The 24,740-nt window shown below is 71.9% G+C and carries 23 protein-coding genes; 12 read left to right on the forward strand and 11 right to left on the reverse strand.

What is annotated here, in order from left to right; genetic code table 11:
• Nucleotides 1-24: 24 nt before the first annotated feature.
• Both wrbA and AB0F52_RS34035 read right to left on the reverse strand, forming a co-directional pair.
• Complete coding sequence (gene wrbA / locus AB0F52_RS34030) at nucleotides 25-639, reverse strand: NAD(P)H:quinone oxidoreductase (protein ID WP_360179953.1); 615 nt, start codon at nucleotides 637-639, stop codon at nucleotides 25-27.
• 34 nt (nucleotides 640-673) lie between these two features.
• Nucleotides 674-1,489, reverse strand: coding sequence for a lysophospholipid acyltransferase family protein (locus tag AB0F52_RS34035; protein ID WP_233225498.1), 816 nt, complete (start codon nucleotides 1,487-1,489; stop codon nucleotides 674-676).
• Nucleotides 1,490-1,717: 228 nt separating this feature from the next.
• Here AB0F52_RS34035 and AB0F52_RS34040 point away from each other — a divergent pair, with 228 nt between their 5' ends.
• Nucleotides 1,718-4,210: a DNA translocase FtsK 4TM domain-containing protein gene (locus AB0F52_RS34040; RefSeq protein WP_360179955.1), complete on the forward strand. Its 2,493-nt coding sequence runs from the start codon at nucleotides 1,718-1,720 to the stop codon at nucleotides 4,208-4,210.
• A 39-nt stretch (nucleotides 4,211-4,249) separates the two neighbouring features.
• Nucleotides 4,250-4,681, forward strand: a complete 432-nt coding sequence (locus AB0F52_RS34045) for a hypothetical protein (RefSeq protein WP_360179957.1) — start codon at nucleotides 4,250-4,252, stop codon at nucleotides 4,679-4,681.
• Here the strand turns inward: AB0F52_RS34045 and AB0F52_RS34050 are convergent.
• The 3 genes from AB0F52_RS34050 to AB0F52_RS34060 form a co-directional block, all read right to left on the reverse strand.
• Nucleotides 4,674-5,285: a nitroreductase family protein gene (locus AB0F52_RS34050; protein ID WP_360179959.1), complete on the reverse strand. Its 612-nt coding sequence runs from the start codon at nucleotides 5,283-5,285 to the stop codon at nucleotides 4,674-4,676. The two genes, AB0F52_RS34045 and AB0F52_RS34050, sit on opposite strands and share 8 nt — an antisense overlap.
• 51 nt (nucleotides 5,286-5,336) lie before the next feature.
• Nucleotides 5,337-5,771 (reverse strand): phospholipase, encoded by a 435-nt coding sequence (locus AB0F52_RS34055; RefSeq protein WP_360179961.1) that lies wholly within the window; start codon nucleotides 5,769-5,771, stop codon nucleotides 5,337-5,339.
• 110 nt (nucleotides 5,772-5,881) lie between these two features.
• Nucleotides 5,882-6,391 (reverse strand): amino-acid N-acetyltransferase, encoded by a 510-nt coding sequence (locus tag AB0F52_RS34060; RefSeq protein ID WP_360179963.1) that lies wholly within the window; start codon nucleotides 6,389-6,391, stop codon nucleotides 5,882-5,884.
• Between the two features lie 159 nt (nucleotides 6,392-6,550).
• Between AB0F52_RS34060 and rimO the strand changes: the two genes are divergently transcribed.
• The 7 genes from rimO (at nucleotide 6,551) to AB0F52_RS34095 (ending at nucleotide 13,929) form a co-directional block, all read left to right on the forward strand.
• A complete protein-coding gene (gene rimO / locus AB0F52_RS34065) occupies nucleotides 6,551-7,978 on the forward strand; it encodes a 30S ribosomal protein S12 methylthiotransferase RimO (protein ID WP_360179965.1) in 1,428 nt (475 codons plus the stop codon).
• A complete protein-coding gene (gene pgsA, locus AB0F52_RS34070; RefSeq protein WP_360179967.1) occupies nucleotides 7,975-8,616 on the forward strand; it encodes a CDP-diacylglycerol--glycerol-3-phosphate 3-phosphatidyltransferase in 642 nt (213 codons plus the stop codon). Before rimO ends, pgsA begins: the two co-directional genes overlap by 4 nt.
• Before the next feature lie 190 nt (nucleotides 8,617-8,806).
• Nucleotides 8,807-9,295: a CinA family protein gene (locus AB0F52_RS34075; protein WP_360179969.1), complete on the forward strand. Its 489-nt coding sequence runs from the start codon at nucleotides 8,807-8,809 to the stop codon at nucleotides 9,293-9,295.
• A 99-nt stretch (nucleotides 9,296-9,394) separates the two neighbouring features.
• Nucleotides 9,395-9,853 (forward strand): helix-turn-helix transcriptional regulator, encoded by a 459-nt coding sequence (locus AB0F52_RS34080; RefSeq protein ID WP_360179971.1) that lies wholly within the window; start codon nucleotides 9,395-9,397, stop codon nucleotides 9,851-9,853.
• Between the two features lie 286 nt (nucleotides 9,854-10,139).
• Nucleotides 10,140-10,979 (forward strand): PspA/IM30 family protein, encoded by an 840-nt coding sequence (locus AB0F52_RS34085; RefSeq protein ID WP_103335140.1) that lies wholly within the window; start codon nucleotides 10,140-10,142, stop codon nucleotides 10,977-10,979.
• Between the two features lie 22 nt (nucleotides 10,980-11,001).
• Nucleotides 11,002-11,988 carry a hypothetical protein gene (locus AB0F52_RS34090; protein ID WP_360179973.1) on the forward strand — a complete coding sequence of 329 codons (987 nt, stop codon included), beginning with the start codon at nucleotides 11,002-11,004 and terminating at the stop codon, nucleotides 11,986-11,988.
• 531 nt (nucleotides 11,989-12,519) lie between these two features.
• A complete protein-coding gene (locus tag AB0F52_RS34095) occupies nucleotides 12,520-13,929 on the forward strand; it encodes an amidase family protein (RefSeq protein WP_360179975.1) in 1,410 nt (469 codons plus the stop codon).
• Here the strand turns inward: AB0F52_RS34095 and AB0F52_RS34100 are convergent.
• From AB0F52_RS34100 to AB0F52_RS34120, 5 genes are all read right to left on the reverse strand, one after another.
• Nucleotides 13,901-14,938 carry a quinone-dependent dihydroorotate dehydrogenase gene (locus AB0F52_RS34100; protein ID WP_360179977.1) on the reverse strand — a complete coding sequence of 346 codons (1,038 nt, stop codon included), beginning with the start codon at nucleotides 14,936-14,938 and terminating at the stop codon, nucleotides 13,901-13,903. The genes AB0F52_RS34095 and AB0F52_RS34100 overlap by 29 nt on opposite strands.
• Before the next feature lie 65 nt (nucleotides 14,939-15,003).
• Nucleotides 15,004-15,564: a GNAT family protein gene (locus tag AB0F52_RS34105; protein ID WP_360179979.1), complete on the reverse strand. Its 561-nt coding sequence runs from the start codon at nucleotides 15,562-15,564 to the stop codon at nucleotides 15,004-15,006.
• A 366-nt stretch (nucleotides 15,565-15,930) separates the two neighbouring features.
• Complete coding sequence (gene add / locus AB0F52_RS34110) at nucleotides 15,931-16,977, reverse strand: adenosine deaminase (RefSeq protein ID WP_360179981.1); 1,047 nt, start codon at nucleotides 16,975-16,977, stop codon at nucleotides 15,931-15,933.
• Between the two features lie 123 nt (nucleotides 16,978-17,100).
• Entirely contained in the window at nucleotides 17,101-17,910 is an 810-nt protein-coding gene (locus AB0F52_RS34115) for a DNA-formamidopyrimidine glycosylase family protein (protein ID WP_360179983.1), read from the reverse strand.
• A 3-nt stretch (nucleotides 17,911-17,913) separates the two neighbouring features.
• Nucleotides 17,914-18,816, reverse strand: coding sequence for a ParA family protein (locus tag AB0F52_RS34120; protein WP_360179985.1), 903 nt, complete (start codon nucleotides 18,814-18,816; stop codon nucleotides 17,914-17,916).
• Nucleotides 18,817-18,922: 106 nt separating this feature from the next.
• Between AB0F52_RS34120 and AB0F52_RS34125 the strand changes: the two genes are divergently transcribed.
• The 3 genes from AB0F52_RS34125 to AB0F52_RS34135 all read left to right on the forward strand — a co-directional run bounded on the left by AB0F52_RS34125 (nucleotide 18,923) and on the right by AB0F52_RS34135 (nucleotide 21,808).
• A complete protein-coding gene (locus AB0F52_RS34125) occupies nucleotides 18,923-19,648 on the forward strand; it encodes a methyltransferase domain-containing protein (protein ID WP_360179987.1) in 726 nt (241 codons plus the stop codon).
• A 275-nt stretch (nucleotides 19,649-19,923) separates the two neighbouring features.
• Nucleotides 19,924-21,138, forward strand: coding sequence for a DNA polymerase IV (gene dinB / locus AB0F52_RS34130; protein WP_360180311.1), 1,215 nt, complete (start codon nucleotides 19,924-19,926; stop codon nucleotides 21,136-21,138).
• Nucleotides 21,139-21,403: 265 nt separating this feature from the next.
• A complete protein-coding gene (locus AB0F52_RS34135; protein ID WP_103335157.1) occupies nucleotides 21,404-21,808 on the forward strand; it encodes a DUF3040 domain-containing protein in 405 nt (134 codons plus the stop codon).
• A gap of 313 nt (nucleotides 21,809-22,121) precedes the next feature.
• Here the strand turns inward: AB0F52_RS34135 and AB0F52_RS34140 are convergent, their stop codons facing one another.
• A complete protein-coding gene (locus tag AB0F52_RS34140; protein ID WP_360179990.1) occupies nucleotides 22,122-24,686 on the reverse strand; it encodes a DUF3488 and transglutaminase-like domain-containing protein in 2,565 nt (854 codons plus the stop codon).
• Nucleotides 24,687-24,740 lie beyond the last annotated feature (54 nt).

A 24,740-nucleotide genomic window follows, 5' to 3' on the forward strand; every position in this document is an offset into this window, starting at 1 on the left:
CCGCTTCGGTGGCACCCGGACGCCTCACCCGGCGCGCTTCAGCCCGGTCGCCACGTGCGTGGTGATGGTGGCCAGCCGCCGGCCCTGCAGGCGCAGGGCGTCGAGCGCGACGTCGTCCGGCGCGGCGGACTTCCGGGACACGAACGAGCCGCCGTACGGGTTGCCGGATTCCTTCAGGTGCGGGTCGGTGTAGCCGAGCGGGACGACGATCGCGCCCCAGTGGTAGAAGACGTTGTTGATCGCCAGCAGCGTCGACTCGAGGCCGCCGTGCGCGGTGGACGCCGTCGTGAACGACGTCGCCACCTTGTCCGCCAGCTTTCCCCGCGCCCACAGGCCACCCGTGCTGTCCAAATAGGACTTGAGCTGGGCCGCGGGGCCGCCGAACCGGGTCGGGCTGCCAACGGCCAGCCCGTCGGCCCACTCCAGGTCGCCGAGGGTGGCGAGCTCGTGGTGCGGGCCGGTGTCCACCCAGGCCTGCCAGCGCGGGTTCTGCGCGATCGCTTCGGCGGGCACGGTTTCCGGCACGGTCCGCACCCGCACGTCCGCGCCGGTCTCGCGCGCCCCGGCGGCCAGCGATTCGGCGAGGGCGGCGGTGTTCCCGGTCGAGCTGTAGTAGACGACGAGTATCCGTGTGCTCACGTCCACCGACTCTAGGGCCGCTCGCCCGCGCGTCTCACAATACGGACGGCGGCTTCCAGGGGCTGACCGTGTCGGTCGGCCGGGTCGGGTCGTGGAACTTGGGCCGGTCCAGCTCGTCGCGGCGCAGCGGGACGAGGCCGTCGGTGATGGCCTGCATGATCTTCGCGTGCGCGCGCACCCCGGCGCCGGGCCGCTGGGTGTCGATGTCCGAAAGGTCGACGGGGTCGCCGAAGTGCACGCGGAACCGCGGGCGGCGCAGCGGGGCGCTGAGCCCCGAGCGGGCCAGCGGGACCAGGTCCGCCGGGCCGTTGACGGTCTCGGTGCCCCAGTAGACGGCCTCGTGCGCGCCCCACTGGCTGATCGGGATCACCGGCACGCCCGCCGCCAGCGCCAGCCGCGCCGCGCCGGTCTTGCCGCGCTCCGGCCACAGGCCGGGGTCGTGGCTGATCCGGCCCTCGGGGTAGACGACGATCGGCTCGCGCGTGGTCTTCATCGCCTCGACGGCCTCGGCGAACTGCCCGACGGCGGTCCCGGCGTGCTTGCGGTCGACCCGCAGGTGCCCGCTGACCCGCAGCGCCGGCCCGATCACGGGCGCGTCGAGGATGCCGCCGGCCAGCATGAACCGCGGGTTGATGCCGATCCGCTTGCACGCCGCCATCAGCACGAAGGCGTCGAACACGCCGATGTGGTTCGCGGCCATGAGCAGCGGCTTGCCCCGCAGCTGCGCGGGCACCCGGCCGCTGACGGTCAGCCGCCCGACGAGGTTCACCAGCCCGCGGTCGATGTTCAGCATGGTCCGCCAGATGGCGGGAGCACGGCGGGGCGGTTCGTCGGTGCGCAGCGCGAGCATGGGGCAGAGCATGGCAGACGCCGATTTCACCCGTTTGCGCTACCACGGTCCTGAACGCAGTGAATGACTCATTCCTGTCATCCGACGACAGGAATGAGTCATTCACTGCGTCGGGCGGACCTCCCCATCACCCGGATGGCCGATCGACCGGCGGTGTGAGGCAGAAGTTCACCTTGGGCCGAGAGTGGCACACGGGGCTAAGCAGCAATGCGAGTTACCGTTGGAGCCATGGCTGGGTCGGCGACGAGGAAGAGAAGCACGGGAAGCGGCGCGAAGGGGGCAGCGGCGCGTAAGCCGCGTACACCCGCGAAGCCTCGTACGTCGTCCACTCGCAAGCCTCCACCACGCTCGCGCCGCAAGACGCCCGGAATCTTCGGCAAGGGCGTCCGGGGGACCTGGAACCTGCTGGCCAAGGGCCTGGGCACGCTGGCCCGCACGGTCGGCCGCACCCGGGAGCTCGAGCCGGAACACCGCCGCGACGGGCTCGCGCTGGGCCTGATCGGCCTCGGCATCGTCGCGGCCGTCGGCGTCTGGTGGCGGGCGGCCGGGCCGATCGGCACCGGGGTGGAGATCGCCACCCGGACCGTCCTCGGCGCCGGAGCGGTCACGTTGCCGCTGGTCCTGGGCGTCGTCGCCGTCGCGCTGATGCGGTCCGAACCGCACCCGGAGACGCGGCCGCGGATGGTGGTCGGCACGATCATGGTCGTCCTGTCCGTGCTCGGGATGCTGCACATCTTCACCGCGCTGCCCGACACCAACGACGACCGGATGTACGCCGGCGGCATCGTCGGCGCCTTCTCCGGCGGCCTGCTCACCATGGGCGTCACCACCTGGGTCGCCGTGCCGCTGCTGATCCTCGCGCTGTTCTTCGGCGTGCTCGTGTTCACCGGCACGCCGGTCCGCGAGATCCCGCACCGGCTGCGCCACTGGGGCCTCGACGAAGAGGAGCTCGCCGAAGCCGAGGCCCAGCGCCCGGGCTTCGCGACCGACGAGGACGCCGTCACCGAGACCGACCCGAAGTCCGCGCGGCTGCGCAAGCCGTCGCGGCGCCGCCAAGCCGCCGAGGCCGCCGGGCAGCTCGACCTCGACGCCGCCCTCGCCGAGGTGCCGACGCCGATCAAGCCGCCGAAGGCCCTGCCCAAGCCGCCCGCCGAGGTCCCGGAGAAGAAGCCGAAGAAGACCCCGGAACCGCCGCTCGCGGTCACCCGCACGGTCGAGGGCGACTACCAGCTCCCGCCACCCGACCTGCTGAAGCTCGGCGACGCACCGAAGTCCCGCAGCAAGGCCAACGACGCCATGATCGAGGCGATCACCGGCGTGCTGGAGCAGTTCAACGTCGACGCGCAGGTCACCGGTTTCACCCGCGGCCCGACGGTCACGCGCTACGAGGTCGAGCTCGGCCCGGGCGTGAAGGTCGAGAAGATCACCGCGCTGACCAAGAACATCGCCTACGCGGTGGCCACCGACAACGTCCGGCTGCTGGCGCCGATCCCGGGCAAGTCCGCGGTCGGCATCGAGGTGCCCAACTCCGACCGCGAGATGGTCCGCCTGGGTGACGTCCTGCGCGCGCCGTCCACGGTCAAGGACAACCACCCGATGGTGATCGGCCTCGGCAAGGACATCGAGGGCCACTTCGTCACCGCGAACCTGACGAAGATGCCCCACCTGCTGGTCGCCGGTTCCACCGGTTCCGGTAAGTCGAGCTTCGTCAACTCGATGCTGGTGTCGCTGCTCGCGCGGGCGACGCCGGACGAGTGCCGGATGATCCTGATCGACCCGAAGATGGTCGAGCTGACGCCGTACGAGGGCATCCCGCACCTGATCACGCCTATCATCACCCAGCCGAAGAAGGCCGCCGCCGCGCTGGCCTGGCTGGTGGAGGAGATGGAGCAGCGCTACCAGGACATGCAGGTCAACAAGGTCCGGCACATCGACGACTACAACAAGAAGGTGCGTTCGGGCGAGATCACCGCGCCGCCGGGGTCCGAGCGCGAGTACCGGCCGTACCCGTACATCATGGCGATCGTCGACGAGCTCGCCGACCTGATGATGACCGCCCCGCGCGACGTCGAGGACGCGATCGTCCGGATCACCCAGAAGGCCCGCGCGGCCGGTATCCACCTGGTCCTGGCCACCCAGCGGCCGTCGGTCGACGTCGTCACCGGCCTGATCAAGACCAACGTGCCTTCGCGGCTGGCCTTCGCGACGTCGTCGCTGACCGACTCGCGGGTGATTTTGGATCAGCCGGGCGCGGAGAAGCTGATCGGCATGGGCGACGCCCTGTACCTGCCGATGGGCGCCGGGAAACCGGTCCGCATCCAGGGCGCGTTCGTCGGCGACGAAGAGATTTCCGCGGTCGTCAACTACGCCAAGGAGCAGGCGCAGCCGGACTACCAGGACGGCGTCACCGCGCAGAAGGCCGGCGAGAAGAAGGAGATCGACCCGGACATCGGCGACGACCTCGACGTCCTGCTGCAGGCGGCGGAGCTGATCGTGACGTCCCAGTTCGGCTCGACGTCGATGCTGCAGCGCAAGCTGCGGGTCGGGTTCGCGAAGGCGGGCCGCCTGATGGACCTGCTGGAGAGCCGCGGCGTGGTGGGCCCGTCGGAGGGCTCGAAGGCCCGCGACGTGCTGATCAAGCCGGAGGAACTGGAGTCGGTCCTGTTCATGATCCGCGGCGGCGGCCCGGTGGACGCCGACGCGAGTGACGACGACGAGTAGCGCGTGCAACCCGGGCTCGGTCCGTTCCGTCCACAGCACGTGGACCTACAGCGATTCGTAGCCGGACTGTTCGCCTTCGCCGTCGTCACGGTGGGCGCCGGGAGCTCGGTCGCCGCGGGGCGGCCCGCCGCCGCCGGGCCCGCCCCGGCGCCGTCGACCGTGAGTGCCCCGGCCGGGCCCGACGTCACCCTGCGGCTCGGGCAGGAGGCCGCCGTGCAGGGGAAGGACCTCACCGTGCGCTACACGCGGGTTGTCGCCGACTCACGGTGCCGGCCCGGCATGCAGTGCATCTGGCAGGGCGAGGCGACCCTCGCGTTCCTGCTGAAGCAGCCCGGCCGCGGCGAGAGCACCACGGCCGAGCTGCACAGCGGCTTGCGCACCGGCCCGCAGGCGACGTCGTTCGCCGGCAGCCGGGTCGAGCTGGTGTCCGTCAGCGAGGACGGCGGGGAGGCCACCGTCCGGATCAGCTGAGCGGCGTGCCCCAGTGGTCGAGGAAGGCCACTTCGGACAGCGGCGTGCGCGGCGCCGGCTTGAAGTCCGGCACCGTCGTGTACGCCACCGGCAGCAGCCCGGCCTGCGTGTGGCCGTCCGGGATACCGAGGATCTCCGCGGCTTCGGCCTCCCGCGCCAGGTGGTACGTCGTGAGCGTCGAGCCCAGCCCTCGCGAGCGCAGCGCCAGCTGGAAGCTCCACACCGCCGGGAAGATGCCTCCGTAGAAGGCCGCGTCGACGGCGTTGTCTCCGGCCGGGCGGCCGGCCAGGACCGGGATCACGAAGACCGGGACGCGCTCGATCACGTCGATCAGGTGCCGTCCGGAGGCCTGCGCCCGCGACGGCGCGGCACTCGCCCGTTCCGCCAGGTAGGCCTCGCCGACTTCGCGGAAGATCGCGCCGAGCCGGTTCTTCACGTCCTGGTCGCGCACCACGAGCCAGCGCCAGGCCTGGACGTTGCCGGGCGTCGGCGCCTGCAGCGCCAGGTTCAGGCACTCCTCGACGACCTCGGGTTCCACCGGCCGGTCGAGGTCGAGCTTCCGGCGGATCGCGCGGGTGGTGCTCAGAAGATGATCTGTGTCCATGAGCCCATCCTGACGGGCCCGGGCCTAGGACGCGGCCCGGGCCGCCGGGGCTCAGCCGCCGAACTTGCGGACCGCCTGGTAGTACGTCCAAGCCGCGCCCTTGCAGGCGATGTTGGACCCGCAGACGCTCTTCAGGTCGGTGTAGAGGTTGTCGTCGATCTTCAGCCGGTTCGCCGAGGTGAACCGGCCCTGCTTCTTGTAGTTGCGGTAGCCGAAGTCGTGCCGGTGGCAGCCCGGCAGGAACTGCCAGCCGAACGGGGTGTCCGGCGACCACGAACAGCCGTCGGACGACCAGTCGAGCTGGCCGGAGTACGGCGCGGAGTTCCGGATCGTTTCGAAGCCGGACAGGGACGTCGAGAAGAGGTACTGGTCGGTGACCGCCGGAATGTCGACGGCGGCCGCGGTGCCGGTGCCCAGCAGGGCACCCGCGCCGACAGAAACGGCCACCGTCAAGGTGGCCCCCAGGTTCCGCAGTGTCGTGCGCATCGCGTGCTTCCCTTGCCGATCGGAGGACAAGTGCCCGATCAGCTTCGGGCAGGCGGGTGGCGCACGTCACCGCCCGAAAGGAGGTTTTCACGCAGAGTCGAGGTTTTCCCTCAGAGTTCGAGCAACATGCGCGAATTGCCCAGGGTGTTCGGCTTGACGTAGGGGAGGTCGAGGAATTCGGCGACGCCGGTGTCGTGCGACCGCCGCATCTCCTCGTAGACCTCGTGCGACACCGGCGTGCCGTCGATCTCCACGAACCCGTGCCCGGTGAAGAAGCGGGTCTCGAACGTCAGCACGAACAGCCGTTTGAGACCGAGCTCACGTGCTTCGTCGACCAAGCGGGCCACGAGCACCCGCCCGACCCCCTGGCCGCGGACGGCCTTGTCGACCACGACGGTGCGCAGCTCGGCGATGTCCTCCCAGAGCACGTGCAGCGCGGCCGCCCCGACCACTTCGTCACCCACTTCGGCGACCCAGAACTCCTGGACCGCTTCGTACAGCGTGACCAGGTCTTTCTCCAGCAGGACGCGGCCCGCGTCCGAGTCGACCAGGGCCTTGATCTTGCGCACGTCGGCGATCCGGGCGCGGCGGACGGTCGGGCGGAGGGAGTCGGACGGCACGATCGTCCACCCTGCCACATCCTCCGGCGCGCGCGGCGACACAGCTTGCTTTTCGGGGGTCCGGGTGGCGGAGCCCCCGGCCCGGGGCGAAGCCCCGGTTGTCACGACCGGGCTACGCCGTCGTCGGGCCGCCCGGGACCGGCGGCTACCCTGAACTTCGTGCCTTCCCCTGCCACGGACCCAGCCGCCACCCGACGCGTCTCCCTGCTGACCCTGGGCTGCGCCCGCAACGAGGTCGACTCGGAGGAGCTGGCGGGCCGGCTCGCGGCCGGCGGCTGGGAGCTGGCGGCCGACCCCGAAGAGTCCGACGTCGTGGTGGTCAACACCTGCGGCTTCGTCGAGTCGGCCAAGAAGGACTCCGTCGACACGCTGCTCGCCGCGTCCGACACGGGCAAGAAGGTCGTCGCCGTCGGCTGCATGGCCGAGCGCTACGGCCACGAGCTCGCCGACAGCCTCCCGGAGGCCGACGCGGTGCTGGGCTTCGACCACTACGCCGACCTCTCGGCCCGGCTCGACGACGTCGTCGCCGGCCGCAAGATCGCCTCGCACACGCCGGGCGACCGCCGCAAGCTGCTCCCGATCAGCCCGGTCGAGCGGCCCGCCGCCGCGGAGAAGGTCGAGGTCCCGGGCCACGGCTGGGGTCCGCGGGTGCTGCGCACGCGCCTCGACGACTCGCCGGTGGCCGCGCTGAAGATCGCTTCCGGCTGCGACCGGCGCTGCTCGTTCTGCGCGATCCCGTCGTTCCGCGGCTCGTTCGTGTCGCGGCAGCCGGACGAGATCGTCGCCGAGGCGATGTGGCTGGCCGAGCACGGCGTCAAGGAGCTGTTCCTGGTCAGCGAGAACTCGACGTCCTACGGCAAGGACTTCGGCCGCGACGGCGCCACCGCGCTGGAGCGCCTGCTGCCGCGGCTGGCGGAGATCGACGGCATCGAGCGCGTCCGCGTGTCCTACCTGCAGCCGGCCGAAACGCGCCCGCAGCTGGTCAAGGCCATCGCGACCACGCCGGGTGTCGCGGAGTACTTCGACCTGTCGTTCCAGCACTCCAGCGAGCAGGTGCTGCGCCGGATGCGCCGGTTCGGCTCGACGGACTCGTTCCTGGCGCTGTGCGAGCAGATCCGCGAGTACGCGCCCGAGGCGGGCATCCGGACCAACGTGATCGTCGGGTTCCCCGGCGAGACCGAGCACGACCTGGCCGAGCTCGAGCGGTTCCTGACGGGCGCGCGCCTCGACGCCGTCGGCGTCTTCGGCTACTCGGACGAGGACGGCACCGAGGCCGAGACGTTCGACGGCAAGCTCGATCCCCAGGACGTCGCCGAGCGCGTCACCCGGATCTCGGCGCTGGTCGAGGAGCTGACCACCCAGCGTGCGGAGGACCGGATCGGCACCTTCGTCGACGTCCTGGTGGAGCTGGACGACGACGGCGAGCTCACCGGCCGCGCGGCGCACCAGGCCCCCGAGGTCGACGGCGAGTGCATCATCCTCGACGCGCCGGAGAAGGTGCAGGTCGGTGACTTCCTGCGCTGCGAGGTCGTGGACTCGGCGGGCGTGGACCTGATCGTCCGCGCGGTACCGGACGCCGTCCGGTGAGTGCGCTCCCCAGCGACGCCGCCGACGAGGGCCTGGCCCGCGATGCCCCCGCCCAGGTCCCGGAGCCGACCCCGGTCCCGACGCTCAACCTCGCGAACCTCCTGACGCTGTCGCGGCTGGTCCTGGTGCCGTTGTTCGTCGCCGCGCTGTTCGTCGGCGACGGTCACGACACGACCTGGCGCGCGCTCGCCACCGGGCTGTTCGCGATCGCCTCGGCCACCGACCAGCTGGACGGCTGGGTGGCCCGCAAGTACGGCCTGATCACCGACTTCGGCAAGATCGCCGACCCGATCGCGGACAAGGCGCTGACCGGCGCCGCGCTGGTCGGGCTGAGCGTGCTGGGCGAGCTCGGCTGGTGGGTCACGATCGTCATCGCGGTCCGCGAAATCGGCGTGACGCTGCTGCGGTTCTGGGTGATCCGGCACGGCGTGATCCCGGCCAGCCGGGGCGGGAAGGCCAAGACGATGGCGCAGATCGCCGCGATCACGGCGTACCTGCTGCCGCTGCCGGCGGGGGCGGACCCGGTGCGGTGGGCGTTGATGGGGCTGGCACTGGTGCTGACCGTGGTCACCGGCGTCGACTACCTGGTGCGGGCGGTCCGGCTGCGGGCCGCCGGGCGCCGGGTCACCGGTAGCTGAAGGTGGCCGACGTGCCGCGAATGACTCATTCGGGACCTCCAGCGTCGCGAATGACTCATTCGCGACCTCCGGCGGGCCGGGCTGCGCGCGGGGTGGCGGGGTGCGGCGCTGCCGGGGCTTTCCGGCACCTGCTCCTCCTACCTGGGCCGAGGTGCCGCGAATGACTCATTCGCGGCCTCCGGCGTCCCGAATGAGTCATTCGCGACCTCCGGCGGATGAGCAGGCTGCCGGGCTCGTCGGCGCGCTCACCGCGCGGGGCGAGACGGTCGCGGCGGCCGAGTCGCTGACCGCCGGGCTCGTCTGCGCCACCCTCGCGCGCGTGCCCGGGGCGAGCGCGGCGCTGCGCGGCGGCCTGGTCGTCTACGCGACCGAGCTGAAGACCGCCCTGGCCGGCGTCGACCCCGGGCTGCTGGCCGAGCACGGCGCCGTCCACCCCGAGGTGGCCGCCCAGCTGGCCGAGGGCGCCCGAGACCGGTGCGGCGCCACCTGGGGCCTCGGGCTCACCGGCGTGGCCGGTCCGTCGGCGCAGGACGGCGTCGAACCGGGCACCGTGCACGTCGGGCTCGCCGGGCCGGGAACACGTACAGTCCGAACCCTGGCCTTGAGCGGCGATCGCGACTTGATCAGGACCGAGTCGGTCTTGGCCGCGTTTGCCCTGCTCGGGGAACATTTGGGGTGAAATACGCGTTCGCCCTTGGCGTACGTGCACACCAACTCCTGCGCCCGGGGTGCCGCTCTGGGTAACGTAGGGGGTACTTGTTCGGAAGGGAGGCGCGTGATGACCGTGCTGTTGCGTGAGGCGATCGGTGATCGGCTCCGTCATGCCCGCACCAACCAGCGTCGTACGCTGCGCGACATCTCCCGCGCCGCCAGGGTCAGCCTCGGCTACCTCTCGGAGGTCGAGCGGGGCCAGAAGGAGGCGTCGAGCGAACTGCTCGCGTCCATCTGCCAGGCCCTGGACCTTCCGCTCGGCGAGCTGCTGCACCACGTGGCGGCGGATGTTTCGGCTCTCGACAACGTCGAGGTCCCACCGGTCGACGAGCGGATCGTGGAAGGCACGCCCCGGGAGAAGCGGGGCGCCGAAGCCTCGGCGGCCGGCATCGAAGGCGGCCGCCTGATGTCGGAACTGATCGGCAACGACCTCGCCGACCTGCGGATTTCGCCCGCGCCGAGGATGAACACGACGTTGCGGACGACGATCGGGCAGCCGAAGCTGGCGTCCACGATCGCCGCGTGAGGTGTGGCGGGGGCGAGGCCTGCTCGCCGCCGCCAGCGGTGGCTTCGAGCACCGTTTCACCCCTGATTTCGGCCGACGGCCCCGGGCAACCCGCCCGGGGCCGTCGGCGTTACCTCCAGGGGTGATCAGGGACGAACCCTGAAATCCCCCGGGGTCGCCTGGAACGGACGTGGCCGACCTGACACGATGGAACCCGACGCCGGGGTCGGTGCGTTGCAGATGCAGGGGAGTGACGCCCCACCCCGAGTACCAAGGCCCGTGGGACGCAAGAAGGCAGGCGGAGGAGATGGCCAACCCGTTCGTGAAGTTCTGGAAGTACATGATGGCGGCGTTCTCGTCGAAGATCGACGAGCACGCCGACCCGAAGGTACAGATCCAGCAGGCCATCGAGGAGGCGCAGCGCAACCACCAGGCGCTGACGCAGCAGGCCGCCTCCGTGATCGGCAACCAGCGGCAGCTGGAGATGAAGCTCAACCGGCAGCTCGGCGAGGTCGAGAAGCTCCAGGCTTCCACCCGGCAGGCGCTCGTCCTCGCGGACGAGGCGCGCGGCAAGGGTGACGAGCAGAAGGCCACCGAGTTCGAGAACGCCGCGGAGAGCTTCGCGACGCAGCTCGTCACGGCCGAGCAGAGCATCGAGGACCTGAAGACGCTGCACGACCAGTCGCTGCAGGCCGCGGCCCAGGCCAAGAAGGCCGTGGAGCGCAACTCGCAGATGCTGCAGCAGAAGCTGGCCGAGCGCACCAAGCTGCTCTCGCAGCTGGAGCAGGCGAAGATGCAGGAGCAGGTCTCCGCTTCGCTGAACCAGATGAGCCAGCTGGCCGCGCCGGGCAACACGCCGTCGCTGGAAGAGGTCCGCGACAAGATCGAGAAGCGCTACACCACGGCGCTGGGCTCGGCCGAACTGGCGCAGAACTCGGTCCAAGGGCGCATGATGGAGGTCCAGGCCTCCACCACGCAGATGGCCGGCCAGTCGCGGCTGCAGCAGATCCGCGCGTCGATGCACGGTGACTCGGTCGCCCAGGTGACCGACGGCGGCAAGGCGGCTCCGGCGGCGAGCAGCCAGGCCGACATCCAGCGTGAGATCCAGGCACGGGTACAGGCCGAGCAGGGCAAGAACCCGGCCTGACGACACCGAGGGGGCGAGCACCATGGGGCAGCAGGGCAGGCGGCGTGACTTCAGTGAGCTGAGCGCGAAGCTGGAGAAGCACATCGAGAAGCTGCCCGACTACGCGGTGCGCGCCCAGGAACACCTCCAGAAGGTGCAGAAGTACTTCCCGCCGGCCGAGCAGGCCGGCGGGAAGCCCGCCCCGCGGCGCCCGAACCCGCTGCAGCGGCCGCCGGTCCGGCGGCCCGACATGACGTCCTCGCTGTCGTCCATGGCGAGCCAGGTCCCGGCGTTCGCCGAGGCCCGGGCCAAGTGGGACCGCTGGAACCACCCGGCCGCGAAGCTCGAACGCCGCAAGCGCCGGACGTCGAAGGCGCTGACGTTGTGGATCATCCTGACGATCCTGTGCGCGGTCGTGACGGTGGCCGCCGCGGTGGGCTGGATCAGCCCGACCCACGCCGCGATGATGCCGCAGGCGATCACGGCGTTCGCGGGAGCCGTCATCTTCGGCACGTTCAGCGTCCGCTCCGGCCTCAAGCTGCGTGAACTCAAGCGCACCCCGATCCCGGCGGCGCCGGCCGGACCGCCGCCGCTGCCGCCCGCCCGCTCGGCGGCCCGTGAGCCGATGGAGCGTCTCGCCGAGTGCGAGGCCTCGCTGACGGAGCTGCTGCGCCAGCTCTCGGTGCCGACTTCGCTGGGGACGCTTCAGGTCTCGGAGGTGTCCGTCGCCGACGCCCGCCAGACGGCCACCGAAGCGGCGGCCGCCTTGCGCGGCCTGGCGGCCCGCATCCAGGCGATCGAGCGCGGCCGCGACTCGGCACCCGCCCGCGAGAAGGCGGCCCTGGACGCGGCGGTGGCCAAGCTCCGCGAGCAGCTCGACGACGGCCTCGAGGGCTACCGCGGCCTGGTCGCCGCGGCTGGCCACACGGTCGCCGCGGCCGGCGACGGCCTGGTGACGTCCAAGCAGGCCCTCACCGACGCCACCGACCGCCTGGCCGGCCTCGCAATGGCCCTCCGCGAACTCTCCTGACCCCGCGCAACCCGCGTGACGGAAGGGGCATCACGCGTGTGCCAACAGGCATCTCGCGTGATCCGAGGGGCATCACGGCGATGCCTCTCCAATCACGCGAGATGCCCCCTCAGACACGCGAGATGCCCCTCCAGACACGCGTGATGCCCCTCCAGACACGCGAGTTCCGGCTCCGGTCACGCGAGTTCTCGCCTCGTCACGTCAGTTTCGGGCATCATCACGCGGATCGGGCCGGTATTGGGCCATTGGGATCTGAAACTCGGCCGTTCGGGGGCCGCCGACCGGGGGTACCGGCTGGTCGTCACGCGGTGTGCGTGATCGTGCGTTTCACCCCGGCGTCGTGCCCTGTTCACCTTCCGGTGCCGAAACCCGGGCGTAATCGGAATCTGATGGCTACGGAAACGTCCACGCCCTAACGTTTCTGTCATGCATGAAGAGGTGTCACTCGCCGGGAGGCCCGCCGTGCACTGAGGACCGCCGGCGCCGACCGTACACAGTGGACTTTCTGGACCGCCGAGGAAAGGACGCCCCGTGAACACGCTCCCGCCGGACCCGGATCCCGTGCCGATCACCCCACCCACCGCCTCCCAGCGCGTCATCGCGGCCTTCGAACGCCTCACCGAGGCCGGCCGCCCCGAACTCTGGACCACCCTCCGCGCCGTCGAAGACGTCCTCGTCGACGCCAAGGCCGTCGACGAACGCGTCAAGGCCGGCGAGGTCCTCCCGCTGGCCGGCACGGTCATCGCCGTCCAGGACCTGATCGACGTCGCGGCCCAGCCCTCCGGCCACGGCGTCCCGGAAACCAGCGCCGCGGTCGTCACCCGGCTCACCGCCGCCGGTGCCGTCGTGCTCGGCAAGACCGGCGCCGCCCCGATCTCCGGCGCCTGGGACCGCACCAAGACCGGTGGCAACGGCGCGGCGGTCGCCGTCGCGCTCGGCGTCGTCGACCTGGCGCTGAGCACCGGCGGTGCCGTCCCGGCGGCGTTGAACGCCGTCGTCGCGGTGAAGCCGACGCGCGGCCTGCTGCCCGCCGCCGACACCGTGTCCGTGTACGCGAACGGCCTGATCGCGGCCCATCGCGCCCTCACGCTGATGACCGGTGGCGACCGCAGCTGGCCCGCCGACGTCCGCCTCGGCGCCGGTGAGCACCCGCGGATCGCCTACCCCGCCGACCTCCCCCTCGGCGAGGCGGCGAGCCTCGCGCTCAAGACCGTCGTCACCCGGCTGACCGCGGCCGGCGCCGTGCTCACCCCGATCTCCGGGCCCGAGCAGGGGTTCGACGGCTTCGACGCCCTCCTCGTGCCGACCGTGCCGGAGCACCCCGGGATCGCCGAAGCGCTGGCCGACCCGGCCGGCGTGGGCCACCGCCTCGCCTCCTGCACGGCCTTCGCGAACCTCCTCGACGTGGCCTCGGTGACCGTCCCGGTGCTGCCGGGCGATCGCCGTCCCTTCGGCGTCACCTTCCTGACACGCGCGTTCGAAGACCAGATCGCCCTCGACCTGGCGACCGTCTGCACGGACGAGCCGATGACGCCCTACCCCGAGCCGGGGGAGGACGTCGTCGTGTTCGGCGCGCACCTGCGCGGCCAGCCGCTCAACGCCGACCTCACCGCGCTCGGCGCCCGGTTCACCGGACCGGTCCGGACCACCGACGGCTACCGGATGGTGCTCCTGGACACCGAACCACCGCAGCCCGGCGTCCTCGACGGCGGCACCGGCCTCGACGGCGAGCGCTGGCGGCTGTCCCCGGCCGCGTTCGAGCGCTTCGCGGCGACGCTGAAGCCGCCGTTCGTCCTGGAGCGCGTCGAACTGGCCGACGGCACCACCCCGCTGGCGGTGCGCTGCGACCCGGCCGCGGAGGGCCCCGGCCTGGAGCGCTACGAGTCCTGGCGCGGCTACGTGCGCTTCGCGTCTACCGCCGGGCTGCGAGACCCCGGCTGACGCGGCGCACCAAACCCGGCCCGTGCAGCGCGAAGCCCGTGTAGAGCTGCACGAGCGAAGCGCCGGCGTCGACGAGCCGGATCGCGTCGTCCGGGCCCATGATCCCGCCGACGCCGATGATCGGCAGGCTCCCGCCGGTGTGGTCGTGCACGAACCGCACGACCTCGGCCGCGCGGGCGGTCAGCGGCCGGCCGGACAGTCCTCCCGCCTGTCCGGCCAGGCCGCTTTCCGCGGACGCGATGCCGTCGCGCGCCAGCGTCGTGTTCGTGGCGATGATCCCGGCGACGCCGTGTTCGAGCGCGACCTCCAGCAGCTCGGCCAGCGCGTCGTCGGTCAGGTCGGGCGCGACCTTCACCAGCACCGGCGTCGGCGAACCGCCGCCGGCGAGCTCCAGCGACGTCGAGCGCAGCTCGCCGAGCAGTTCGGCGAGCGCGGTGCGGTCCTGCAGCTGCCGCAGTCCCGGCGTGTTCGGCGAGCTGACGTTGATCGCGAAGTAGTCCGCGTACGGGTGCAGCGCCCGCAGCGAAAACCGGTAGTCCTCGACGGCGTCCTCGAGCGGCGTCACCTTCGACTTGCCGATGCTGACCCCCAGCGGGACGCCCGGCTTGCCGTCGCGGGCGAGCTTGGCCGCGAGGGCTTCGGCGCCGTCGTTGTTGAAGCCCATGCGGTTGATCACCGCGTCGCTCGCCGGGAGGCTGAACAGCCGCGGCTTCGGGTTGCCCGGCTGCGCCAGCCGCGTCACCGTGCCGACCTCGACGAACCCGAAGCCGAGTGCGGCCCACGCGGGCAGCGCGCGGCCGTTCTTGTCCATCCCGGCGGCCAGGCCGACGCGGTTGGGGAACCGCAGGCCCAGCACCGTCACCGGGTCGTCGACGCGGAGTGCGCCACCCAGCGCGGGCGCGGCTTTCCCGAGCCGGGCCAGGACGCCGATCGTGCGCTCGTGCACCAGCTCGGGGTCGTGGGAGGACAGCCGGTACAGCGCCGGGCGGACGATCTTGTCGAAGAACACGCCCCTATGCTGCCAAATCGCCTGGGGCCCGCTACCCGAGCGTCACGCCGGAGTGAAGGCGGCCACTAATCGCGGTCCTTCCACTCGTCCTCGAGCATCGCGTAGATCAGCTCGTCGGTCCACTCGCCCTTGACGATCTCGTTTTCCTTCAGGTGCGCTTCGCGGCGCATGCCGAGGCGTTCCATCAGCGCGGCGGACGCGGTGTTCCGGCCGTCGCAGCGGCCGATGATGCGGTGCAGCCCCAGGTCTTCGAAGCCCAGCCGCAGCAGCTCGGTGGCCGCTTCGGCGGCCAGGCCCTTGCCGTGGTGGTCCGGGTGGAAGACGAACCCGATCTCGCCCTGGCGGTGTTCGCTGCTCAGCCACTCCAGGTTCAGGTCGCCGATGAGCTGCCCCGTCGCGGCCAGCTCGACCGCCACGGCCAGCAGCTGCCCTTCCTTCGTCAACGTCGAGCTGTGCACCCGTTTGGCGAGCGCGGCGGCCGACTCGGCGCGGCTGCGCGGGCCCCAGTACAGGTAGCGGGCGACGTCGGCGCGGGACTGGAAGGAGTTCAGCGCGTCGAGGTCCTCGGGCGTGAACGGGCGCAGGAGCAGGCGTCCCGTGGTGATCGGGTAGTCGGGCCTGAGCATGCTTCCAGGCTAGCGAGCATCAGCCGTCCGGGGGACGATGCGGCGAAATGCTGATCGCCGGACGGTCATCCTGCGACGCCGGGTGGCATGACCTGCCCAAATGAGCGCATGAAGGAACCCCCGGGGTGCCTCTCGAGCGCCGTCAAACGCTTGAGTCCGAGCCGGACTGGTGCTCGGAAACCCCGGGGGCACGGTGACTGCCTGGTATTCGCTATCAGGCATCACGTGGAGCAGGCGATGAGCCGAAGGTGGCTCAGCTGTAGCGCTGCTCAAAGTCCTCCACGTGCCATCCGCTAGCGGACAGCCACCTCACGAGTCCTGTCGATATACAACTTTGGACCACCTCCTCTCTCGTGTACTTCCAAGCTAGGCGAAGTCGGTGGTGCGCGGCAACGTCATTTCTGTGATCTCGGTCCGCAGGACGGCTTTCCGCCGCTCGTCGAGGAAGGAAGCGTCGACGGCGTTCTCCGCCAAGCGCACCAGTTCGGCCGTGGTGAGCCCGAGCGCCTCGGCGACGGCGACGTACTCGCCGGTGAGCGTGGCGCCGAACATCGGCGGGTCGTCGGTGTTGAGCGTCACGACGACGCCGTGGTCGAGCATGCGCCGCACCGGGTGCGCGGCGATGTCCGCGACCTGGCCGGTCCGCACGTTCGACGTCGGGCAGACCTCGAGCGGAATCCGATGGGCCGCAAGGTGTTCCAGCAGCGCGGGATCGGCCGCGCAGCTCGTGCCGTGCCCGATCCGCTCGGCGCCGAGGTCGTGCAGCGCGGACCAGATCGTGGCCGGCCCGGTGGTCTCCCCGGCGTGCGGGACGCTGTGCAGCCCGGCTTCCCGCGCCCGCGTGAAGTACGGCTCGAACTGCGCCCGCCCGACGCCCAGTTCCGGTCCGCCGAGCCCGAACGACACCAGGCCTCCGGGACGTTCGCGCAGCGCGAACACCAGCGTCTCCCGCCCGGCCCGGATGCCCTTTTCGCCCGGGACGTCGAAGCACCAGGACAGTTCCACGCCCAGTTCGGCGGCGTGGGCGCGGCCGGTTTCGAGCCCGGCCAGCAGGTCGTCGCCGGACATCCCGTCGAGCAGGTGGTTGTACGGGGTCACGGTGACTTCGGCGTAGCGGCAGTTGTGCGCGGCGAGATCCGCCGCCAAGCCCGTCACGAGGGTGTGGACGTCGTGGCGGTCGCGCACGAGCGAGGTGACCGCGAGGTACACGGTGAGGAAGTGAGCGAAGTTGCGGAAGGTGAAGAACTGCGCGAGCTCGCGTTCCCCGGTGGGGACGCCGGCGGCGGGGCGCCGCCGGGCCAGTTCCAGCACCGTCGGCAGGCTCGCCGAGCCGACCAGGTGGACGTGCAGTTCGACCTTGGGCAGGGCGTGCGCGAACGCGCGCAGCGCCGGCCCGGTCAGGATTTCGGGCATGACGAAGCTCCCTGGGTTTTCAAACGGGTGACGGACGGAGCGCGCGGCGCTCAGGGAGCGAGGTCGCCGCGTTCGGTGTCGGCCCCGTAGAGCGGGAGCTTGAACGTCGTCACGTGGGCCAGCTTACTGCGCCGGGTACGGCCCCGGCTGGTCCTTCGGGCAGAACCACGTCGGCCGTCGCTGGACGTCGTGGCCCTGCGTGCGGACCAGGAGCTTGCCGCCGCAGCGGAAGCAGCCCTGGCGGGTGCGCTCGTACACCCAGTTCTTGCGGTTGCGGTCGAGGTGGCCGGTGGTGCTCTGGTCGAAGCGCCCGGCGAGGGCGTTGGCCAGCAGCAGCTTGCGGGCCAGCGCGACCGTGCGCTCGGCGTCCACTTCGGACACCGGCGTCCACGGGGTCACGCCGAGCAGGAAGGCGATCTCGCACTTGTAGAGGTTCCCGACGCCCGCCATCACGCGCTGGTCGAGCAGGGCGAGCCCGAGCTCGCGCGCCGGAGCGGCGGTCAGGTTCGCGATCGCCTGCTTCAGGTGCTCGTCCGTCCACTTCGGATCCAGCAGGTCCGGGCCGAGGTGGGCGACGAGGTCGCGTTCCTTGCCGGTGGCCACGAGTTTCAGGTCGTGGACGCGGAAGCCGATCACCTGGACGCCGGCCGCGGTGAAGATCACGCGGGCGTGGTGGCCGGGCCGGCGCCACTTCGCGCCGGCGGGGTAGACGTCCCACATCCCGTCCATCATCAGGTGCGAGTGCAGGGTCAGGTCGCCGGAGAAGCGGGTGAACAGGTGCTTGCCCACCGTCCCGACGCCGAGCACCTCGCGGCCGGACAGGTCCACAGTGGCCAGTTGGGGCACGCGGAATTCGCCGCGCAGCAACGTCTTCCCGGTCATCGCGTTCGCGAAGCGCTTGGCGACCAGGAAGACGGTGTCACCTTCGGGCACGGCTCACCCCGCGGATTCGGACACCTCGGCGGGCGCGTCGGGGGCCTCGGGGGTCTCCGGGGCCGGGCCTTCGGGCCAGTCCGGGCCTTCGGGTTCTTCGCCGGCGATGCGGTGCCGGCCCGCCCGGTTCGAGCGGAGGATCTTCGCCAGCACCATGTTGAACGTCAGCGCGATCTCCTGGGCACCCGGCGAGTGCCACTCGTGGATCGGGCTGCACGCGCCCTGGGCCTGCTGCACCGCGAGCCGGTCGGTGATCGCCGTCGGCATCACCAGGGAGCCGAAGTTCTCGCGCAGCTCGGCGATCCGGAACTGGTGCTCGTAGGAGCGCACCCGCAGCTTGTTGACCAGGACGCCGATCGGGCGCAGGTCAGGGTTGAGCTCCTTGCGGATCTTCTCGATCGCCTCCAGGGCCCGGGACGCGCCGGCGACGGCGTACATCGTCGGCTCGGTGACGATGAGCGCGCTGTCCGCGGCGACCAGCGCCGACTTCGTCAGCCGGCCCAGCGACGGCGGGCAGTCCAGGACCACCAGCTCGTACGGCGTTTCGCGCAGCGGCGTGCGGTGCAGCTCGTCCAGCGCGCGGGAGAAGTTGGCCAGGCGCTCGCTGTCGGCGTCCGGGTCGTTGAGCAGCTCCAGCTCTTCGGTGCCGACGAGGACGTCGACGTCCTCGCTCCACACGCTCGGGGCGATCGCGCGTTCCAGCATCTCCCGGGTCGGGGTTTCGAGCACGTCCGCGAGGGTGGCGTCGGTGAAGGGCGGGTCGAGCGAGGTGGTGGCGTTGCCCTGCGGGTCGAGGTCGACCACCAGCGTCCGCGTGCCCCTACGCAAGGCGGCGGACGCGATACCGAGAGCGACCGTCGTCTTGCCGACGCCTCCCTTGAGGCTGAGTACGGCGACCGTGTGCACGAAGTCCAGCCTACGGGTGCGGGCGGGAGGCGCCGCCGGGCAAGGGCCGTTCACTCGAAGGGAGGAGCTCGGGAGGCGGGCGGTGGCGGGCACTACCCTGTGCGACATGAAGACGGAGACCGTGGCCGCCCGGGGTTCGGGCGCCGTCCGCCGGGTGCTCGAGGCCGAGATCGAGGCCGCCCGCGCCCGGGGCGCCGAGCACCCCCGCGTCGTCGACGTCGGCGGCGGCAGCGGCGGCTGGGCGGTGCCGTTCGCGGCGGCGGGCTGCCGGGTGACCGTCGTCGAGCCGAGCCCGAACGCCCTGGCCACGCTGCAGCGCCGGGCCGAGGAGGAAGGCGTCTCCGAGCTGATCACGGTGGTCGCGGACGACTCGGACGCGCTGGGCCGGTACGTCGAGGCCGGCTCGGCCGACCTGGTGCTGGCGCACGGGCTGCTGGAGATCGTCGACGACCCTTCGGCGGTGCTCACGGCCCTCGCGACGGCGGTGGCGCCGGGCGGCGCGGTGTCGGTGCTGGTGGCGAACCGCCACGCGGCCGTGCTCCACCGCGCACTGGCGGGCCGGGTCGGCGAGGCCCGGCAGCTGCTCGAAAGCGCCGGCGGCGTCGCCCCGGGCGACACCGTGCTGCGGCGCTTCTCCGCCGCCGGCCTGCGTGCCGACCTGGAGGCCGCAGGCCTCGAAGTGACGCTGCTGCAGGGCGACCGGGTGATCTCGGACCTGGTCACCGGCGACGTCACCGGCGACGAGCTGGCGGAGTTCGAGCGGGTGGCGGCGAGCACGCCGGCGCTGCGGGACATCGCCGGCCGGCTGCACGCGGTGGCGCGCCCGGCCTGAGCCCGTTCCGCGGGTTTTCCGCCCTCGCGCTCCCCGGTGATCCGAAACCGGCAATGACCTCTGGGGGCTCCGCCACCCGAACCCTCGAAAAATGGCAATGTCCTCTGGGGCTTCGCCCCAGGTCGGGGGCTCCGCCACCCGAACCCCCGAAGAATGGCAATGTCCTCTGGGGCTTCGCCCCAGGTCGGGGGCTCCGCCACCCGAACCCCCGAAGAATGTCGGTGGTGGCCGGTAGCGTCCCCGGGGTGGGGCGAAATGCTGAGTTGCCGGGCGGGATGGGCCGGTTCCGCGTCCGGCCGGGGGAGCCGGTGCCGGACGACACCGGGTGCGGGCTGCTGCACGTCGACATGGACGCGTTCTTCGTGTCGGTCGAGCTGCGGACCCGGCCCGAGCTCGCGGACAAGCCGGTCGTGGTGTCCGGGGGCGGCCCGCGGGCCGTCGTGGCCGCGGCGAACTACCCGGCGCGCAAGTTCGGCGTGCGCTCGGCCATGCCGTTCTCGACGGCGAAGCGGCTGTGCCCGCACCTGATCAACATCCCACCGACGTCGGGGCTCTACGGCGAGGTCTCCCGCGGTGTGATGGGTATCTTCCGCGAGCTGACGCCGCTGGTCGAACCGCTCAGCCTGGACGAGGCGTTCCTGGACGTCAGCGGGGCGCTGCGGCGCTTGGGCGCCACCCCGGCTTCGCTGGGCGCGCAGCTCCGCTCGCGGGTCGCGGCCGAGCACGGGATCACCTGCTCGGTGGGGGTGGCGAAGGTCAAGTTCGTCGCGAAGCTGGCGTCGGGGATGGCGAAGCCGGACGGGATGGTCGTGGTGCCCGCGGCGGAGACCCTGGCGTTCCTGCACCCGCTGCCGGTGTCGGCGCTGTGGGGCGTCGGCGCGCGGACCGAGGAGCACCTGCGGCGCCTGGGCCTGGCCACCATCGCCGACGTCGCCGCGTTCCCGCCGGAGCGGCTGAAGAAGTCGCTGGGCACCGCGGCCGGCGAGCACCTGTACCGGCTGGCGCACGGGGTGGACGAGCGGTCGGTGGAGGTCGAGTCGCCGGAGAAGTCGATCGGCGCGGAGCACACCTTCGACGTCGACCGGCACGACCGGGCCGCGCTGGGGCTGGAGCTGCTGCGGCTCGCGGAGCGGGTCGGCGCGACGCTGCGGGGGCGGGGGCTGCGCGGCCGGACGGTCTCGATCAAGGTGCGGTTCGCGGACTTCCGGACGATCACCCGGGCTCGCACGCTGGTCTCGGCGACGGACGTGGCGCGCGAGATCCACGCGGTCGCCGTCGCGCTGCTGGCCGAGCACGCGCCGACCGGGCCCGTGCGGCTGATCGGCGTCCGCGTCGAAGGGCTCGACACCGGGGAGGCGGGGGAGCAGCTGGTGTTCGATTCGCCGGCCCCGCGCTGGCGCGACGCGGAGGTGGCGGCCGACGTCGCGCGGTCGAAGTTCGGTTCGGCGGCGGTGCGGCCCGCGTCCTTGCTGAGGCCTCGGGAGGGGTGACGGCACGGACGGTGATCTTCGGCCCGGTGGCCTTCCCCCACAACGGCGGACGGGCGGCAAAACGGTCACGATCGGCCACGGTGACCGTCCGCAACGCCCCTTCGGCGGGATTTAGCCCAATTCGATCCCTCTTGGATGCGGGATCGGGTAGTCGTGCGGGCGCGGGCCTCGTATCCTGGACAGTGCCACCCCGCCTGGGGTTGGCTGTTGGGTCCAGGACGTTGCGCGGCCCGGCGCCCGCGACAGCTGTGCCGGAGGAGGAAAGATGCCACTCTCCGAGCATGAGCAGCGGCTGCTCGATCAAATCGAGCGCGAGCTCTATGCCGAGGACCCCAAGTTCGCATCCACGGTGCGTGGCACCCGGTTGCGTCGCCCCGCTCGCCGACGGCGTATTCAGGGCATCGCCCTGTTCGTAGTGGGCGTGGCCCTGCTGGTGCTGGGCGTGGTGGTGCCGCAGTTCCGGGTGGCCGACATCCCGCTGATCAGCGTGCTCGGGTTCCTCGTGATGTTCTTCGGAGTCATGATGGCCGTCACATCCATTCGGCACGGCGCCGACGGAGACGGCAAGGCCGGTGGACCAGCCACCCGCGGCGGCAAGCCATCGGGTCGCCGGAGTTCCTTCACCCAGAGGATGGAGGAGCGCTTCCGCCAGCGCTTCGAGGAGCAGTAGCGCCGCAAGACGACGAGGTCCGCGTCCGCCGAACGGGGGGACGCGGATCTTTTTGTGTGCTCACCTGCCCGCGGCGGGCCGTCCCGCTGCGGTGACAGTGGGTGACCCCCACCCGGGTGACCCGGCGGCGCGCCTGGTCACCCGTGATCAGCGGGGCCACCCGCTGATGCCCCGCTGGTCACGTGAGATGCCCCTTCAAGCACGGGTGATGCCCCGCTGGTCACGGGAGATGCCCCTTCAAGCACGGGTGATACCCCGCTGATCACGCGAGATACCCCGCCAGGCACAGGTGATGCCCGAGGGCCGCGTGGCGTCAGTCGCGGTTGCGGAAGACCGAGCGGGGGAACAGCTTTCCCTTCCACGACAGCGGCGCGTTGCGGCGGAGGCTCCGCCGCAGTCCCTCGAAGGCCGGCGGGAGCGCCGGCTGAGCTGTGTCGTCCCCTCCGTACCACGACCTCTCCAGGACGCCGATGACCGTCCGGAGGCTTTCGCGGCCGTCGTCGTCGAGGTGGTGCTTGGCCGCCAGCTTCTGGCCCGCCACGCGGACCGTGTCGCTGCTCGGGATCGGCAGGCCGCGGTCCGCGCACTCCGCGCGCAGCTCCGCCCAGGCCGCGTCGGCCGCGCCCGGCTGCTGCTGGACGATGCGCTGCAAGCGCCGTCGGCGGACGACCTCGCGGACCAGCGCCGGGCCGGCCGCCGCGAGCTGCAGGACCACCACCAGCACGCCGAGCCACCAGACCACCGTCGCCGCGAGCAGGCCCAGCGCGGTGATCCACAACCCCGCCGCCAGCAGGGGCAGCCAGCCGAGCAGTGCCTGGAGCCGGGACGGTGCCGCCACCGGCGCCGGCGCTCGCACGAGCAGTGCGCCCTCGCTCCGGTCGTCGTCCGCCGGCCCCGGTGGTGGAGCGCCGTCCCCCGGCCGCGTGCGCCCGCGGCCCAGCGACCGCCGCAGCACCGCCGCGACGAGCAGTGCGGCCGCGCCGAGCGCGGCGAGCACCAGGGCGAGGTCGAACAGCCAGCCGTCGCCGCTCGAAGCGTCCTTGGCCGTCTGCGCCGGGACGTTCGGTTCGTTGTCGCGCGGGACGCCGGTCGGTGCCGCGCTCGACTGGACCGTGCTCGGCGCCACCTGGGTGTCGTCCGGCTGGTTGCCGTTCTGCGGGCCGGCCTGCAGGTACGACGGCGTGATGCCGCGGCCGTCGGACAGCGGCGTCGGGTCGAACGTCACCCAGCCCTTGTCGCCGAAGTACGCCTCGACCCACGCGTGCGCGTCCTGGGTGGTGATCGTCAGGTAGTCGTTGACCTGCACGCCCGGCGTGAAGCCGATCGCCACGCGCGACGGGATGCCCGCCACCCGCAGCATCACGCCCATGGCCGACGCGAACTGCTCGCAGAAGCCGCGCTTGCCGTTGAGGATGAAGTCGGTGAGCGCGTCGGCGTCGGTCGCCGGCGCGGTCTTCGTGTCGTAGACGAACCCGTTCTGCGCCGTGAAGTAGCGCCAGATCGCCGAGGCCCGGTCGAAGTCGTTGGTCGCGCCGGCGATCAGCTGCTGGGTCTTCGCGCGGACGCGGTCGTCGACCCGGTCGATCTGGGTGTAGCGCGGTGGCAGGTCGTCGACCCGCGAGGTCACGCGCAGCTCGGCGGCCGTCGGTTCCTTCAGCGACGCGTATTCGGTGTACGCCGGCGGGGCTTCGCTGCGGGTGGTGAACACCGTGCCGCTGATCTGGTCGTAGAGGTAGCTGTTGGCCGTGCCGTCGATCACCCGCGGCGCGCCGTAGACCGGCAGCCAGTTGTCCCGCCAGCTGGTCGGCTCGACGTCGATCCGGCGCGCGGTGCCGGTGCCGTCGTCGCCCGGGGCGGGCGGCAGCTGCGGCCCGACCGGGACGCCCTGCTGCGAACGGCCTTCGTCGTGCAGGCCCCAGCCCTTGTTGGGGTAGTAGGTGTCGAGCGTCATCGCGCGCATCAGCCGGCGGTCGGTGCCGAGGCCGCGGACCTTGAACAGCTCGCGGTTGGACCCTTGGTCGAGCATGCCGCGCAGCTCGGTGAACGGCTGGATGCCGAAACCGCCGGAGCCCGCCCCGGGGCCGTTGCCACCCTCGCCGAACGGCATCCGCCCGATCGTGCCGACCCAGGTGATCGCGCCGCCCAGCAGGCCGAGCACGATCGCCGCGCAGACAACCGCGACCGGCGCGGACAGCACGCCCGGCTTGCCGCTGCGCCCCGGGGCCTCCCGGGTGCGCCAGCGCTGGTGCCGGTGGTTGCCGTCGACGGCGAGCAGGCCGGCGAACGCGGCCCCGCCGAGCAGGAACGTCCACCACGGCAGCATTTCCTCGCTCAGCGCGGCCGGCACGGCGTAGACGCAGAGCAGCACGAGCCCGGTCGCCGCGGGTGCTGCGGCGGCGACGGTCAGGGTGTCGACGAGGACGGCGACCAGGCCGATCAGGATGGTGACGAGGCACAGGATCGGCTGGCTGCCTTCGACCGGCGGCAACCCGACACGGATCTGCTCGGCGGCGCTCGACAGCGTGGTCCCGATTTCGGAGAACGCTTCCGGGCCCGGGATGATCTGCAGGACGCCGTGCGTGGTGAAGGCACCGGTGATCAGGAAGAGCAGGACGAGCAGCTGCCCGCACCCGACCAGGACGGTCGGCACCTGCAGCGAGCGCAGGGCCAGCCCGGAAGCCCCGATGAGCAGGACGGCGACGAACAGGTACCCGAACCAGGCCAGCCCGGCGACGACGCTGGTGACCGAGGTCGCGGCACAGAGGGTGGCCACCCCGGCGGCGACGGGCGCGAGAACGCTGCTGCGCCAGGCGGAAAGCGGCCGTTCCGGCCGCGGTGCGGGCCGATCGAACTTCCGCGGCGGTGCGGCGGTGCTCATCGCGACCCTCCGATCGAGGTGCTGCGGCGGGCCGCGGTGCGCCGCGGGGCGGTG

Source organism: Amycolatopsis sp. NPDC024027 (genome assembly GCF_040638975.1).
Taxonomy (GTDB): domain Bacteria; phylum Actinomycetota; class Actinomycetes; order Mycobacteriales; family Pseudonocardiaceae; genus Amycolatopsis.

What these genes read in the sequence shown, in the direction of transcription:
- AB0F52_RS34035 (WP_233225498.1), bottom strand. Translation starts at nt 1,489, where the DNA reads ATGCTCGCGCTGCGCACCGACGAACCGCCCCGCCGTGCTCCCGCCATC.
- AB0F52_RS34040 (WP_360179955.1), top strand. Translation starts at nt 1,718, where the DNA reads ATGGCTGGGTCGGCGACGAGGAAGAGAAGCACGGGAAGCGGCGCGAAG.
- AB0F52_RS34050 (WP_360179959.1), bottom strand. Translation starts at nt 5,285, where the DNA reads ATGGACACAGATCATCTTCTGAGCACCACCCGCGCGATCCGCCGGAAG.
- AB0F52_RS34055 (WP_360179961.1), bottom strand. Translation starts at nt 5,771, where the DNA reads ATGCGCACGACACTGCGGAACCTGGGGGCCACCTTGACGGTGGCCGTT.
- AB0F52_RS34075 (WP_360179969.1), top strand. Translation starts at nt 8,807, where the DNA reads ATGAGTCATTCGCGACCTCCGGCGGATGAGCAGGCTGCCGGGCTCGTC.
- AB0F52_RS34080 (WP_360179971.1), top strand. Translation starts at nt 9,395, where the DNA reads ATGACCGTGCTGTTGCGTGAGGCGATCGGTGATCGGCTCCGTCATGCC.
- AB0F52_RS34085 (WP_103335140.1), top strand. Translation starts at nt 10,140, where the DNA reads ATGGCCAACCCGTTCGTGAAGTTCTGGAAGTACATGATGGCGGCGTTC.
- AB0F52_RS34090 (WP_360179973.1), top strand. Translation starts at nt 11,002, where the DNA reads ATGGGGCAGCAGGGCAGGCGGCGTGACTTCAGTGAGCTGAGCGCGAAG.
- AB0F52_RS34105 (WP_360179979.1), bottom strand. Translation starts at nt 15,564, where the DNA reads ATGCTCAGGCCCGACTACCCGATCACCACGGGACGCCTGCTCCTGCGC.
- add (WP_360179981.1), bottom strand. Translation starts at nt 16,977, where the DNA reads ATGCCCGAAATCCTGACCGGGCCGGCGCTGCGCGCGTTCGCGCACGCC.
- AB0F52_RS34125 (WP_360179987.1), top strand. Translation starts at nt 18,923, where the DNA reads ATGAAGACGGAGACCGTGGCCGCCCGGGGTTCGGGCGCCGTCCGCCGG.
- dinB (WP_360180311.1), top strand. Translation starts at nt 19,924, where the DNA reads ATGGGCCGGTTCCGCGTCCGGCCGGGGGAGCCGGTGCCGGACGACACC.
- AB0F52_RS34135 (WP_103335157.1), top strand. Translation starts at nt 21,404, where the DNA reads ATGCCACTCTCCGAGCATGAGCAGCGGCTGCTCGATCAAATCGAGCGC.
- AB0F52_RS34140 (WP_360179990.1), bottom strand. Translation starts at nt 24,686, where the DNA reads ATGAGCACCGCCGCACCGCCGCGGAAGTTCGATCGGCCCGCACCGCGG.